10 protein-coding genes are annotated in these 14903 nt (G+C 67.5%); all 10 read right to left on the bottom strand.

Annotation, left to right across the window (positions count from 1 at the left end; genetic code table 11):
- Positions 1-14: 14 nt before the first annotated feature.
- The 10 genes from GOY17_RS11645 to GOY17_RS11600 all read right to left on the bottom strand — a co-directional run bounded on the left by GOY17_RS11645 (position 15) and on the right by GOY17_RS11600 (position 14848).
- Positions 15-1085: an EpsG family protein gene (locus GOY17_RS11645; RefSeq protein ID WP_157030532.1), complete on the bottom strand. Its 1071-nt coding sequence runs from the start codon at positions 1083-1085 to the stop codon at positions 15-17.
- Positions 1082-1915 (bottom strand): glycosyltransferase family 2 protein, encoded by an 834-nt coding sequence (locus GOY17_RS11640; RefSeq protein ID WP_198173672.1) that lies wholly within the window; start codon positions 1913-1915, stop codon positions 1082-1084. Before GOY17_RS11640 ends, GOY17_RS11645 begins: the two co-directional genes overlap by 4 nt.
- Positions 1915-3099, bottom strand: a complete 1185-nt coding sequence (locus tag GOY17_RS11635) for a polysaccharide pyruvyl transferase family protein (protein WP_157030530.1) — start codon at positions 3097-3099, stop codon at positions 1915-1917. Before GOY17_RS11635 ends, GOY17_RS11640 begins: the two co-directional genes overlap by 1 nt.
- Positions 3096-4391 carry a lipopolysaccharide biosynthesis protein gene (locus GOY17_RS11630; RefSeq protein ID WP_198173671.1) on the bottom strand — a complete coding sequence of 432 codons (1296 nt, stop codon included), beginning with the start codon at positions 4389-4391 and terminating at the stop codon, positions 3096-3098. The genes GOY17_RS11635 and GOY17_RS11630 overlap by 4 nt, the downstream gene beginning before the upstream one ends.
- Positions 4392-4399: 8 nt before the next feature.
- Entirely contained in the window at positions 4400-5566 is a 1167-nt protein-coding gene (locus tag GOY17_RS11625) for a glycosyltransferase family 4 protein (protein WP_232338412.1), read from the bottom strand.
- A 284-nt stretch (positions 5567-5850) separates the two neighbouring features.
- A complete protein-coding gene (locus tag GOY17_RS11620) occupies positions 5851-7035 on the bottom strand; it encodes a right-handed parallel beta-helix repeat-containing protein (protein ID WP_157030528.1) in 1185 nt (394 codons plus the stop codon).
- 468 nt (positions 7036-7503) lie between these two features.
- Positions 7504-8544, bottom strand: coding sequence for a right-handed parallel beta-helix repeat-containing protein (locus GOY17_RS11615; protein ID WP_198173670.1), 1041 nt, complete (start codon positions 8542-8544; stop codon positions 7504-7506).
- A gap of 28 nt (positions 8545-8572) precedes the next feature.
- On the bottom strand, positions 8573-10012 hold the full coding sequence (locus GOY17_RS11610) for an asparagine synthase-related protein (RefSeq protein WP_157030526.1): 1440 nt from the start codon (positions 10010-10012) through the stop codon (positions 8573-8575).
- A 4-nt stretch (positions 10013-10016) separates the two neighbouring features.
- Positions 10017-12293 (bottom strand): polysaccharide biosynthesis tyrosine autokinase, encoded by a 2277-nt coding sequence (locus GOY17_RS11605; RefSeq protein ID WP_157030525.1) that lies wholly within the window; start codon positions 12291-12293, stop codon positions 10017-10019.
- 125 nt (positions 12294-12418) lie between these two features.
- Positions 12419-14848, bottom strand: coding sequence for a UDP-N-acetylglucosamine 2-epimerase (locus tag GOY17_RS11600; protein ID WP_157030524.1), 2430 nt, complete (start codon positions 14846-14848; stop codon positions 12419-12421).
- Between the last annotated feature and the right edge of the window lie 55 nt (positions 14849-14903).

The raw sequence follows: 14903 nt of genomic DNA, 5'->3' as shown, positions 1-14903 counted from the left end.
CGTGGCGGACATCCTCAGATCAGGATTTCGTTGGTGACATAGTAGTAGAACGCCGCGCACGACAGGATCAGCCCGAAGCGCAGGAGCAACGGATTGCGCAGCAACGCGACGCGGCTGTGGACCAGCATCGCGGCGAGGATCAACGAGACGCTCAGCCATGCCGGAAGCAGGTAGCGGTTGGAGAAGTAGCCCCAGCCCACGGCGAAGAACGGCAGCGTCATCACGAGGTAGACCGCGGCGCTTCGTTTGATTTTCTCGCGATAGTCCGCGCGTACCAGCGGCGCGAGCACGTAGGGCAGCGTGTACCAGAAGATGGAGAACACCGCGAAGTCGACGCGTACGCCGACCTTGGAGCGCCCCGATGCGGTGTAGGTCATCATCAGCTCGTACAGGGCGGGAATCGTTGCGCGGATGACCATCGTCGACAGGCCGCTGACGTAGGACGCGAACGCGATCAGCGCGATCACGCGCTGCATCCTCGTACCGAACAGCAGTACCGGCGCGAACACCAGGTACATCAGGGAGGACAGGTGCAGGCTGCTCGCCACCGCGCCGAGGATGACGAAACTCCACCATTGCTTGCGCTGGAACGACAGCAGCGCGGCGAACACCAGCAGCGCAGCCAGGCCCTGTCGCACCGCGTTGATCGTCGCGTTGACGAACATCGGCGAGACGTACAGCAGCATGATCGCCGCGCCGAGGAACGTCAGGAATCCCCGGCGTTGCACGGGGTCGTCCCCGACGAGATAGTCCTGGTAACGGCGCGTCGCAACGAAGACCGTGCCGAGCATCAACGCGAAAAGCGCGGTCTGGTAGCCGACCACGCCGAAGCCCAGTTTCCACAGCGCCCACGTGAGGTAGACGAAGCCGGGCTCCAGGCGCGTTTCGCCACCGCCGGAACTCAGGCCCTGGAAGAAGCCGGCGTAGGTTTGCGTGTCGGTGCCCACGTCCAGCGGACGCGTGCCGACGAGCCAGCAGCCGAACAGCCCAACCGCCATCAACAGCAGCACGCTGAGCGTCGTCGTGGCGGGAATGTACGTCGAACGCCGCTGCGTCATGCCGTATTCGGGAACATTGGCGTTCACGAGGTGGCGCCTCCTTCGGTGGCACGTCGCAGGGCGAGGAGCATGCGCTGGCGTGCCTTGCGCACCATGCCGACGCTGCGCGCGAACAGATGCTCGGGATAACTCACCAGCCCCTGGCGCAACAGTTCGCGCCGCACCTCACGGCCCGCGCGATGCATGGCCTTGAGGTCTTCGCTCAGGCCGCCGGCGCCGTAATTGGCCTTGTGCCAGTACGCGAGCACCTGGTCGAGCTTGGCGCAACGGTAGCCGGAGAAGCCGATCTGGCCCCACAGGAGGAAGTCCTCGACGCGGCGGTAGTTCTCGTCGAACCGGAACGGCAGGTCGCGTCGAAGCACGACCGAGGCGGTCGGGAAGGGGTTGTTCAGCAGCAAACGGCGACGCGGCACGATATGCGTGCGCGCCTGGCGCGGTGGTGGCGGCGCGGGACGGTCTCGATCGCGTACGGCCATGCGGTGCGCGAGCAGCGCGATCTCCGGATCGGCACGCAGGGCGCGCATCTGCAGTTCGATCTTGGTGGGCGCCCAGGTGTCGTCCGAGTCGAGGAAGGCGACGTACGGCTCCGTCGCGTGTTCCCAGCCCGTGTTGCGTGCGCCCGAGGGCCCGCGATTGGCAGGCAGTGCGACCACCTGCACCCACCCGGGCGCGTATTGCGCGGCCACCGCGTGCAATGCGCTGACGGTGTCGTCGGGGCTCGCATCGTCGACGAGCACCACCTGGCGCGGAGGCAAGGTCTGGCGTGCGACGGAGGCCACGGCATCGGCGATGGTCGCACCGCAGCGGTAGCACGGCACGACGACGCTGACTGGGGCGGTGGTGGCGGGATCGGTCATCAGGCGGGCGCGCTCGACGCGCGTGTGTGGAAGGTGGCGGGACTCGACCATGGAGCGCATTGGAATATGTCCTGCGCCTCCTGCGCGTATACGGCGGGTGAAAGGCGGGCGCGTGCCCCGCTGTCATTCAGCAACGCATCCACCACGTGCACGAACGCGCTCGTGTCGTGGGCGCCATCGCTGATGCGCAGATGTGCCGGCAGGCCGATGTCCTGGGCGAAGTCGCGGCACTTGGGGTGGTAATCCACGATGGCGAACGGCACCGAGCACAGGTAGGCCACGATCGCGCCATGCAGGCGGGCGCTGATGAAGGCATCGCACCGGCGGATCGCGTCCACGGTGCGGAGCGGATCGCCGCCGCCATAGGCATGAAGCTCGGCGGCGACGCCGCGCTCGCGCAGGCGCTGCTGCAACTGCTCGGCCATCGCGTTGTCGCCATGCTGGGGGTGGCCATTGAGGCTGAACACCTCGACCTGCAGGGGGGCGCTCGACGCCATGCGCGTCACTGCATGCACCACCGCATCGTGCCATTGCGAAGGTGTGGGCGCGGGATGGTCGGCGCGTACCTGGTAGCGGCATGGGGCCAGGCCGATGCGCGGCACGCCCCCTCGCTCGTTATCGCGCGTCGGCACTTGCGGCGCCACGCTCTGCAACAGTCCGGCCAGATCGCGTCCCTCGTGGACGATGTGCTCCAGCCCCATCTGGCAGGCCAGCTCGTACGAACGTCGATCGCGCACCGACAGGTACGAGAACTCGCGAACGAACGCGGCGGCAGCTGCTTCCGACGCGGCGTCAGGGAATGGTCCGACCGACACGCCGACCGCCGCGAGCTGCACGCGATTGCGGCGTGCCGCGGACAGCATCATGGGTTTGCGGAACGACTCGCGTGCCGTGATGACCGAGCCGCCACCCATGACGAGCACGTCGCTCGCGTGCAGGCCGCGCACGAAACCGACCAGGCGCGCGGCCTTTCCGACGGGACCGGCAGAGCCGTACAGCTCGGCCGGAAACGCCGACGGCCACATGGCACGCGCAGGGGCGCCATCTAGGCCAGGACCGACCAGCAGCGGGTCCGCGTTCCAGTACTGGCGCGCCGCGGCGGTGCACAGCACGCCGAACAGGTCGTCGCCGAAATTGCGCATCCCGTAGTAGCCGGTAAAACCCACGCGCGGGCGATGCGTCATGCTGCTTTCTCCGGTCGGGTCAGGCGGCGTGTGCCAAGCCACATGGCGAGCAGCAACACCGTTTCGGCCAATACGGTGGCCCAGGCCGCGCCGGTCTGGCCCCAGCGAGGGATCGCCACCCAGTTGAGCGCCACCGCGACGAGCGTGGCCACGAGCATCGCCACCACCCTGTAGCGCATGTGGTGTTCGGTGAGGAGCGCCGAACCGACCGCGGTGGAAAGGAAGCGGATCGGAACGCACAGCGCGAGGATGGTGAGCAATTCGACGACGTCGACGAACGCCGGTCCGAACGCGATCGGCACCAGCCAGGGCGACACGACGGCCAGCATCACGCCCACGACCATGCCCATCCCGAGCATCGCGAGGTTGCCGAGCCGGTACACGCGCCAGAAGCGCGCCTTGTCGTGCACGGCCCACCGATGCAGGCGCGAAAGCAGGAACTTCTGGTAGACCGTGGCGGGAAACAGGTAGATGGCCGTCATGACCGCCAGCGCCACGCCGTAATGGCCCGCCTGCGCGTTGCTGCCCAGGTATTTCAGCAGCACCGTGCTGACCTGGAAGAAGACCGGATACAAAACGGCCGCGACACCGTAGGCCCACGCGCTCGACCACAATTGCATCGCGCCGGGCGTCGACTCGAAGCTTGCAGCGGCCGGTCGCGGACCATGGCCCTTCAGGTCCACGCGTCCCTGCTGCATCGCCATGAGTTGGGGCAACGCAAGGCCGGCGATCAGCAGCGCGACCAGCCCGTACCCGAGCGCCGCGCCTTGCGCGCTCGCAATCGGCAGTACCAGCAGCGTGGCCGCGACCGCAAGGCGGCCAGCGGGCATGAGCAGTTGCCAGCCGGCCAGTGCACCGTGGCGCTCTTCCAGGCGCAGCTTGCTGCCCACCAGGTCCACCGCGAACACGCCCGCGATCACGGGCACCAGCAGCAGCAACGTCAACCGCGTGTCATCGTCGACCGCATTGCCCATCAGCGCCCATGCGATCACCGCCGCGCATGCCAGCGCGCCGGTGAAGGCCGAGAAGCGCAGCGACGGGCGAAGCCAGCGATCGGCCGCCCATCCTTCGGCGCCGTAGGCCTTGAGGCGGAATTGCGACAGCCCGAAGCCGGCCATCGGCGCCACGACGGTGACCGTCGCCAGCGACGACGCGAACAGGCCGTAGTCATCCGGCCCCAGGCGCCGCGCCAGCAGGATCTGCGCGAGGAACACCATGGCCGCGCCGGCCAGCGTGGCCAGCCACAGCATGCCGATCGCGGTCGCCGCCGGCCGCCAGGCGCTCGCACTCATGCGGGCGCTCATCCAGCAACGGCCGAGCGCGCGGGGAACGGATCGGCGAGCAGCTCGGCGTACACCTCCAGGGTCCGGTCGATGACGAGCCGTTCGTCGAAATGGCGCTCGGCACGCTCGCGCGCGCGGACGCCGAGCTGCTTCACCAGCGCGCGGTCGTCGTCGAGCTGCATCACCAGCGCGGCCAGCGAAGGCGCATCGCGTGGCGGCACCTGCAATCCGTCGATGCCGTGGCCGGTGACGACCTCGCGGCAGCCGGGCAGGTCGGTGGTGATCAGGCAAAGCCCGCTCGCGGCACCTTCGATCAGGCAGCGCGGCACGCCTTCGCGGTAGTAGCTGGGCAGTGCCATGACGTGCACCGTGCGCATCAGGGCGGGCATGTCGTCGACGTGGCCGAGCCAGTCGATGAGGCCTTCCCGATGCCACTGCTCGATCTCGTGCTTCGCGTAGGACGACGGATTGCCCGGGTCGGGCGTGCCGGCCAGCAGGAACTGCACGGTCCGTCCCCGATCCTTCAGCATGCGCGCGGCTTCGACGAATTCCCCGACGCCTTTCTCCCGCAGCAGGCGGGCCGCGAGCAGCACGCGCAGCGGCCCGTCGCCTTCGTGCGTCACGGGCTGGAAGCGATCGATGTTCACGCCCGAACTGCGGATGATGCGGATGCGATCGTCCGGCACGAGCTTCGATTCGGTCAGGGCCGCGGCGTCGTCGGGGTTCTGCAGGATCACGCGTGAATGCCCGTGGCCGAGCGTCGATCGCATGAGCGCGCTCACCACCGGGCGCAGCACGCGGGCTTTCAATGTGTCGCTTGCATATACATAGCCCATGCCCGCCACGGCATTGACCACGGCCGGCACGTTCGCCAGCCTGGCCGCGAGCGCGCCGTACACGGCGCATTTGACGGTGAAGTTGTGGATCAGCTGCGGGCGCTCGCGGCGCAGCAGCCGGGTAAGGTGATGGATGGTCACGGCCTCGCGAGCGGGATTGAGGCTCGCGCGATCCATTGGCAGGACCTCCCAGCGGATGCCGTGTTCGGCGAACCGCGCGCCGAACTCTCCCGGTGGCGACACCATCACCACCTCTGCGCCGTGCGCGTGGAGATGACGGGCCGTGGAAAGCCTGAAGTTGTAGAGGTACCAGTCGGTGTTCGCGAAGAAGACGATTCGCATCGGCATGGCGGGCCGCCCAGCGCATGGAAGATCAGCGATGGAAGCGGCGGAACGTCCGGTCGTGGAGGTCGCTCGATGGTAACGAATGCTTTTTTGCCGACCTCCACCGCGCTGTCACATTCGCATCCTGAGATAAACGGGCGCCGCGTCCTGTATCGAAAGCGAAACAGTTGGGCGACACGTCACGGACGCGGCCGGATGCGTCATGGATCGCGCATAAAAAGACGGCCGGCTTGCGCCGGCCGTTTGCCCTTGACGAGTGTCAAAAAAGAATGGGCGGGTGTCGCGTCTTACTTCGCGTACTGGTTGGTCGTCACGCGGATGTCGGTGCTGTCCGAGCTCTTGGCGATGTGCGCGCCGTTGCCCGTGTTGCCGCCTACCAGGCCCGTCAACGAGACATACGGGGTGGAGGAGGTGTTCACGCCGTGCATGCGGGTATGGTTGTTCTTGAAGACGTTCCCGCTGGTCTGGTAGCCCTTGGTCGCCGCGGAGAACATCGCACCGTACAGGTAGTTGTGCCGGAAGCGGTTCTGCGCGACGTAGCCGGTGTTGGCGCCGACCGTGAGCAGGCCGTAACCGCCGTTGTATTCCAGCGTGCAGTTCTTGATCGTCACGCCCTTGACGCGCTTGTAGGACAGGATGCCGTTGCCCTTGTTGCGACGGATCAGGCAGTTCTCGATGTGCACCGTGTCGGTGGTGCGCGAATCGCTCGAGTCCGGCTCGATGTCGATGCCGCACTGCGGGGCGACGCCGTTGGAGTAGCTGAACTCGCTGTCGTAGACCTTCACGTTGGTCGAGCAGCCGATGGTCAGGCCTTGGCGGCGGTTGTTGGTGCACACGACGTTGGTGACGATCACGTCGTTGCTGGGGATGGTCGGCGCGCCGGTAACCATGGCGCCGCCGATGGAAATGCCGTCGCCGAAGCACTTGGAGATGTGGATGTCGCGCACCGTCACGCGGGAGGCGCCGCGCACCATGATGCCGTGGCCCCACTCGCCGGCGGTGCCCAGGTGGTTGTCGCGGTCGCCGATGATCTGGCCGCCGGAAATCTCCACGTCGCTGACCTTGTAGACCATCAGCACGTACGCGCGCTCGGCGCTGTTGCGCTTGGCCAGCAGACGCGCACCGTCGGCCAGCTTGAGGTGCATCTTGCTGCGCAGGCGGACATTGACGGTGGGATCGATCACGTAGTCGCCCGCCGGAACGGTAACCGTGCCGCCGGAGGAGGGCAGCGCATTGATCGCGGCCTGGAAGGCCTTGGTGTCGTCGTTGGTACCGTTGCCGCGCGCACCGTAGTTGCGCACGCTGACCGACGCGGAGCCGCGGGCGCGCGCCGTCGGAGAGAAGGTGGATGCAGTGGTGGCGCCGGCGGCGGCCATCACTTTGCCGATGCCACCGAAGCCGATGACGGACGGGATGGTGAGGAGCAGGGTCTTGCGGAGGAATTCGCGACGTTCGGCAGTCGCGGGCGCCATGGGCTGGATCTCGTTCACAGTAGGGTTCCGGAATTAAGGAACGCCCCCGGGTGAGCGGTTCGGCTCGATTGGGGCTTGGTGTGTGAAGTGCGCCCCCTCGCGACTTCACGTCATCACGCCACGATCATGTTCGTGACTGCCGTGCACCCTACAGGAACAACTGTGAATCGAAACCCCTTTCTTCACTATTTGTGCACGCGCGCAAGCAAATCGGCGCGTGACGTTCATAAACATCCGCATTCAAGTTCATGACTGCGTAATCGTTGCTGCGCGATGTCGCGCGTTTGCGCAGCATGAACCGGGCGGGGCCGCCATACGCGTGCATGAGCCCGCTCGAAACGCGCTTCACGCGCGTTAGGTCGTGTGAAATCGTACCGTGCGCGTGACGGCGTTCGTCACGCGCGATCTTCACGCGGCGATGCGCTGGCCAGTCGGCGCGTAACGGCCCACTGGATGAGCCCGCTTGGGCTAATCGAGATAACGGTTGTCCGATTCGACGCTGATGCGCTCGGTCTTTTCGCCGATGACCACGTGCCGTTTCCCGCCGCGACCGGCACCGCTCGCGATGGCTTTCGCGGATCGGCCGTTGTCGTCGAACTCGTTGCGCGAGATGACCAGGCCCCGAGTGCCGGGGCGGACGCCGACGCCCCCGAGCACGTTTTCGCGGATACGGTTGGCTTCGATGCGGCAATCCGTCGCGCCGACCGTGAGGATGCCGTGGCCGCGATTTCGCTCGACCAGGCAATCGCGCACGGTCGCATCGGTGACACGCTTGTAGAGCTGGATGCCGGGTCCCTCGTTGCCGCGCACGGTGCAACGTGCGACGAGGATGTCGTCGGCGATGTCGCCCTGGTCGGGTTCCACGTCGATGCCGGCGCCAGGCAGCGTGCCGCCGGTGTCGATGAATTCGGAATCGAACACGCGCACACGGCGCGAGCGGCCGATGGTGAGGCCCTGGCGACGGTTGTCGGCGCAGACGACGCGTTCGATGGTCAGGTCGCGACTGGGGACGACTGTCGCGCCCACCTTCGCGCCACCGATGGAAATCCCGTCGCCCCAGCAGTGCGAGATGTGCATGTCGCGCACTTGCACGCGCTCGGACGCACGGATCATCAGGCCGTGCCCCCACTCGCCGGTGGTGCCCTTGTGCGAGGAACGTTCCCCGATGATGCGGCCGCCGGAAATGACCACGTCGCTCACGCGATGCGCATTGAGCACGTAAGCGCGTTCGGCCGCGTTCGGTTTGGCGATCAGACGCGTACCCGGCGACATCGCCAGATGCATGCGGCTGCGCAGCTTCACGCCCACGACCGGGTCGATGAGGTAATCGCCGCCTGGCACCTGAACCGTGCCGCCGGCAGGCGGAAGGGCGTCGATGGCCGCCTGGAACGCACGCGTGTCGTTGACGACCCCGTTGCCGCGCGCACCGTGCCGGCGCACGTCGATGACGGCGTTGCCGAACGGGGCCGCTGCCCACGACGCCGTGGGCGCCGCGGCCAGTATCGCCATGGACGCGGCAATCCGCCGCCGCAACAGATCAGGCATAGGCGCGTTCGCGCATGTCGGTGTCCTGTACCTGCGCGCGCCGCTCGCGACGCGATGCGAGCCAGGGAAGCACGACAGCGAGGAGGTAGAACTTCGACGCGTGGTACTTGTTGTCGAGACGGCGCCGGTTGCGGTCCAGCCATGCGCCGGCGCCGGGAAGCTCGGCCGAATCGCGCGCGAACTCGCGCACGCGGTCGAACCTCGCCTTCGCCAGTCCCCGCACGTCGAAACGGAAACTGCCCTTGCCGGTGACGTACGGCAGCTCCTCGAAGCGCGTGGCGATGTGGTCGCGGATCAGCAGCTTGTTGAGCTTGGTGACCGGATCGACCTTCTGGTAGCGCGGCACTTCGCGATGGATCCACTCGCGCAGCGTGAGGTCGCAGAACGGGTAGGCGACCTTCAGGCCAAGCGCGGCGCTCGAGTACAGCCCCTTGGCGAACGCGCCCGCGGAGCCGGCGATCGACGTCGACATGTCGCGCCATTCCCACAGGCTCGTCGCCGAGCCGATTTCCTCGCGATACAGCTCGAGGCGGTGACGCGAATGCTGCGAGATCGGCCGCCCGAGCAGTTCGTCGACTTCGTCGTCGCTGAAGCGCGAGCCCGGGAACGCACGCTCGATTTCGTTCATCCGCAGCGTGCTGAGCATGTAGCAGAGCTTGAAGCTGCGATCCACGCCGGGCAGCTCCGACAGCCAGCCCGGCAGCGGCAAGTCGCGCGACAGGCGCTTGAGCATTTCCTGGCGCTTGCTCATCGGCGTGCCGAAATAGCTGTCGGCACCGAGCCCGTCGACGACGCCGTCGCCGCCGTGGCCGACCACTTCGGTGCCCAGGTCGATGCAGGAGAGCAGCGCGAAGTCGGCCGTCAGCAACGGCATGCGATCGACGACGCCGAGGTACCGGTCGTACGCGCGCGCCGGATCGCAGGTCAGCGTTTCATGACGAAGCCCGAGCGTGCGCGCGACGTGCGTCGCCGATTCGACTTCGTCTTCCTCCTGGCCGCCGAGGTAGGTGATGCACGTCGTGTCCGGCCGCGCGTCGGCGATGGCGATCGCCAGCGTCGTCGAGTCCTTGCCGCCGCTCTGCAGCAGCCACGGCGAGCTCATGCCCGCGCAGCTGCGCTGGATCGCGTCGCACAGGCGCCGGTGGTAGCCGGAGACCCAGTCCTGCTCGGTGGCGGCGTATTCGGGCACTTCGCCGGCGTTGCGGAACTTGAAGTGGAACTTCGGCTCGGTGTGCATGTCGTCGTGCGGGCAGAACCCGAACGTGACGAGCCGGACGCCTTCGTAGATCGAGTACGGCGGATAGACGAAGGCATTGCGCAGGATGTCGGCGACCGACACCGGATCCACGGCCGGCGGCGGGACGTCCTCGCGCATCAGGCGCGAGAAGTCCGGCGTGCCGTAATAGGGCGACATCGTGATCTGGGTGCGCATCGCGTTACCTCGCTCCCGCACGCAGGGGTTCGTCCTTCATGGGCTGGTAGTCGTAGTACGTGTAGGCGTACTGACCCGAGCCGCGCTTCTGCACCGCGTTGAAGATCGCGCCGCGCACTTCGACGCCGTTCTGTTCCAGGCGCTGCTTGGCGAGTGCAATTTCGCGCTGCTGGTTGAGGCCCCAGCGCACCACCATGAGGCAGGTGCCGACGTGGTGGCCGATCACCGCGGCGTCGGTGACCGCGAGCACAGGCGGCGTATCGATCACCACGATGTCGTACTGCTGCGCGAGCTTGTCCAGCAGCGAAGTGAAGCGCGGATGCATCAGCAGTTCCGACGGATTCGGCGGGATCGTGCCGCGCGAGATGAACGACAGGTTCTCCGTGCCGCCGACCTTGCGCACGGCCTGGATCTCGTCGATGCGGCCGGAAATCAGCTCCGAAAGACCACCGTCGGCGCGCGTTCCGAGCGCCAGGTGCAGCGTGCCGCGACGCATGTCGGCGTCCACCAGCAGCACGCGCTGGCCGGCCTGCGCCATCGTCACGGCGAGGTTCGCGCAGACGAACGACTTGCCCACGCCCGGACTCGGCGCGGCGATCATCAGCATGTTGTTCTTCATCTCGAAGCGGGCGAAATGCAGGCTCGTGCGCAGCGTGCGCAGCGCCTCCATCGCCAGGTCCGACGGTGAGCGGAACGCCAGCAGGCGCTGCTTCCCGTCGCGACGCGCGGCCGTGCCCGGCTGAGCGACGATCTGCTTGCCCTTCGCGCTGAAGGGAATCGACGCGTAAACCGGCAGGCCGAGCAGTTCGATGTCGACCGGATCCTCGACGCCACGACGGAACATCTGGCGCGTGAGCACGAAGGCGACCATGAACATCGCGCCGATCAGCGTGCCGGCGCCGATGACGATCAGCGGCTTCGGCCACGACGGGCTGTCCATGTTGACGTCGGCCGGATCGATCACGCGCGCGTTGCCGACCGCGCTGGCGGCGGCGATGTTCAGCTGCTGCGCCTGGTCGAGCAGGTTGGCGTAGGTCTGGTTGATGACCTCCACGTCGCGGTTGAGGCGGAACAGGCCCTGCTGCGTGTCGGGCAGGTTCCCGATCTGGCCCATGATCTGGTTCTTCTTCGCCTCGAACTGGCCGATCTGGCGCATCAGCGACTGGTAGACCGGATGCTCGGGCGTGTAGCGGCTGGCGATGTCGGCGCGCTGCACCTGCAGCTGCTGGATGCTCTGGTCGAGCGCGACCGTCTGGTCGAGCAGGGCCTTGTTCGACACCCCGACGTCCATCGTGCGCGTGCGCGACTGGAAGGTGTTCAACCGCGCCTGCGCATCGGCGAGCTCACGACGCACCTTGGGCAACTGCTCGGTCACGAACTGCAGGCGCTTGGCCGCTTCGGCCGAGTTGCGCGCCACGTTCTGCCGCACGTAGGCCTGCGTGATCTGGTCCAGCACCTGCTTCGCGCGCAGCGGATCCGGGTGCGGGTAGGTCAGGTTGATGATGCCGGAGTTGCGGCCCTGCTCGCTGACGGTGATGTTGCCCTTAAGCTGCGTCATCAGCGCCATGGTGTTGAGCCGCGTCAGCTCGAAGCGCGTACCGGCATTGGCGGCCAGGCGTTCGACCTCGAGCGTCAGGCCGCGTCCGTTGGTGGCCTTCTGGCCCACGCGCCCTTCGAGCATCAGGTTGCCGTCCGGATCGAGCAGCTTGTACTTGCCGCGTTCGCCGGCGATCAGCTGCAGCGGAATGCCGACCAGCTGCTCGGGCACTTCGAACGAGCCGACGTCGACCTGTTCGCCGCCCCACGCATAGCTGTCCAGGCCGAACCACGGCGAGGCCACTTCGCCCGGATGCAGGCGCTGCTGCATGCGCGCGGCCATGGCGCCGATCAGCGGCATGCGGACCGGCTCGACCACGGTATCCAGGTCGAGGCGTTCGATCGCTTCACCCAGGACGCGGCGCGAGGTCAGCAGCTGCGTTTCCGTCGCCGCGGGCGCATCGACGATCGGCGGTGCCGGCGCGGTGGTGGGCTGGTTGAGGCCTGGTACCGTCGGCGGACGGGACTCGACCTGCACGACGGCGTTGGCCTCGTACTGCGGCGTCGCCAGCAGCACGTACGCCACCGAAACGATGAAGAACGCCAGCGTGCCGAAGAGGATCGGCCACTTGTTGTCGGTGAGCGTGGATACGAGGGTGGGGATGTCGATGTCGTCTTCGCGCGCGTTGGCGGCGGGCGGGACGGCGTAGGGGGCATCGGCCCGGGAGATCACGTGAGTGGCCATGTTTCGTCACCTGGTGAAGAGCAGGGCATGCGACTGCGCACGCATGGGGAACGCGGCGTGCCGCGCGTGTGTCGTCCACGACCGCAAGGGCGTGGGAGGGTGCGGGACGCGCGCGGTGGGGGCGGTCATGACGCCCCCCACGCGCTGCGGATCGCGACCTGGTTTGGCGAACCGGCGTCCCGCGACGGCGTCGTCGCGTGAATTACCGGGCGCAGGCCCGCCAAGGCGTCGGCGACGCGCACATCGGCGTCGCTCAATTCGGGAATGCGGTTGCTGTCGGACGGCGCGACACGGCGCGGCGGCAGCCAGGCTTCGTCGAGCAGGCGCGACACGTGGCCGGCGATCGCCTGTGCGTCGTGAACCATCAGGTGCACGCGGCCCTGGGCTTCGACCGGCGGCGGATCGAGCGAAAGCAGCGGGATTTCCAGCGCCATCGCCTCTGCGTACAGGGACGGGCCGACGAAGGCCAGTCGCGCACGGCGCAGCAGGAACAGCGCGGCAAGGTAGTCCGGCGCGTCGATGCGGTGGAGGTTGTCCGGCGTGTTCTCGTCGAGGAACACCGGACCGATCGCGCAGACGACGTCCACGCCCGGATGCTCGCGCGCGATCTGCGTGAGCGCATTGCACATCAGCGTCGCGTGCGCTTCCTCGCATTCGTGGCCGAGCATCAGCACCAGCGGGGCATTGTCGCGCAGCGCGGCGAAGCGTTCGGCCAGCGCCAGGCCCATGCCGTGTTCGGGCTGCAGGCGCTCGAGCGCGCTGCGCAGCGCATCCGGCGCGGCGTTGCCGGTGACGAGCACGCGATGCGCCGGCACGCCTTCGGCGACGAGCTGGCGGCCTGCCGACTGACCGGATGCGACGTGGAGGGACGCGAGTGCACGCGCGATGCGGCGCCCCGGATCGTCCGCCGCACGCGGGGATGAGGTATTCGCAAGGCCGCCGTCGATGCACACCACCGGCACGTGGTGGTAATGCGCGGCGAGCGTGGTGGCGAGCGTCGCGGGCGCATCGCCCGGCACGACGACGACGTCCGGACGGACCTGCGTCATCACGCGCTTGATGCCGCCCAGCGCACTGGAGGTCATCTCGGCCGGATCCTCGCCCGACGCGGGCACGGAGACCTTCACATCCGCCGACAGGTCGAACAGTTCGAGCACGCGCGCCGACTCCTGCTCGGATTCGGCGGCCACGCAGACGGTCGTCTCGAAGCGTTCGTCGCGCGCCAGCTGCTGCGCGATGGGCGCCATGCGTACCGCATCGGGCGAGTCGCTCAGCACGCACAGGGCGCGCACCGGGGGCCTCGGATTGATGTCGGATGCGGCTTCGGCAGCCGCGTCCGCCAGGTGCAGCACATCGGGAAGTGCGATGCCGGCACGGGCGGGCGCATCGCTGCGCTCGGGCACGTTGCGCACCTCGTCGTGGTCGTCGAAGCCCGCCAGGGCGCTGAGGAAGTTGATGCCGTGGTTGTTCGTCTGCGTCTGCACCGGCGCGGGAATGGGCCGCGGAGCGCTTCGCGGCCAGCGCCCGCGCAGCTTCGTCAGCGCCTTCGGCACCCACCACACGTGCAGCGCCATCACCAGCATGAAGGCGGCGAAGGCGAGCGACTGCGGCATGTCGCGCAGCGACCAGCCCATCAGCACGAGGATGCCGGCGACCGCGACCATCGTCAGCAGCACCAGGCGCGGCGGCATGCCGGTGTCGCACAGAAGGTGGTGGAGATGCTGGCGATCGGCCTTGAACGGCGATCCGCCGGCGCGCAGGCGGCGATACATCACGGCCAGCGTGTCCATCACCGGCAGCGCGACGCACCACAGCACGTCCGGCGGATTGAGGCGGCCCACCTTCGCGTGACTCATATAAATAAGGGCCCACGCCAGGATGAAGCCGATCAGCGTGCTGCCCGCGTCGCCCATGAAGATCTTGCGACCGTCGGGCCAACCCAGGTTGACGAAGAGGTAGGGGATCAGCGCGGCGAACAGCACCTGCAGCATCACCAGCACGCCCGGCATCGACCAGGACGAATCGTCGAACAGCAGGATCGCGCCGATGCACACCATCGCCATCGACGCGGCGAGGCCGTCGATGCCGTCCATCATGTTGAAGGCGTTGATCAGGCCGATGACGGCGATGATCGTGAACGGGATGCCAAACAGCCCGATGTCGATGTGGCGCGTGCCGACGATCTGGCCCAGATCGTGCACGTAGAAACCCGACATGAAGATCACCAGGCCGGCGGCACCGGCCTCGACCAGAAGGCGTGACGTCACGCTGAGGTTGCTTGCGTCATCCAGCGCGCCGGCCGCGACGATCATCACGCCACCGGCCAGCAGGCTCGTCACGAATCCGTCGATGTAGCCCAGGTAGCTCAGCCCCACCAGGGTGCCGAGGAAGAAGCACAGCCCGCCGATCAGCGGAATGCTGCCGCGGTGCTGCTTGCGCGCGTCGGGCCGGTCGACCAGTCCGATCTTCCGCGCCCACGGGCGCATGGCGAAGATGGCGAACAGGGTCACGGCCAACGCGATCGCGCTGGCAGCTACCAGCTTGGGGTCCCTCATGCATGCACCTCGGATCAGAAACACGAACGACGAAAGGGCAAAGGCGTGTTTTTCC

The sequence above is a fragment of the Lysobacter soli genome, from assembly GCF_009755585.1.
Classification (GTDB): domain Bacteria; phylum Pseudomonadota; class Gammaproteobacteria; order Xanthomonadales; family Xanthomonadaceae; genus Lysobacter_J; species Lysobacter_J soli.
This window is presented reverse-complemented; position numbering and strand designations above follow the sequence as displayed.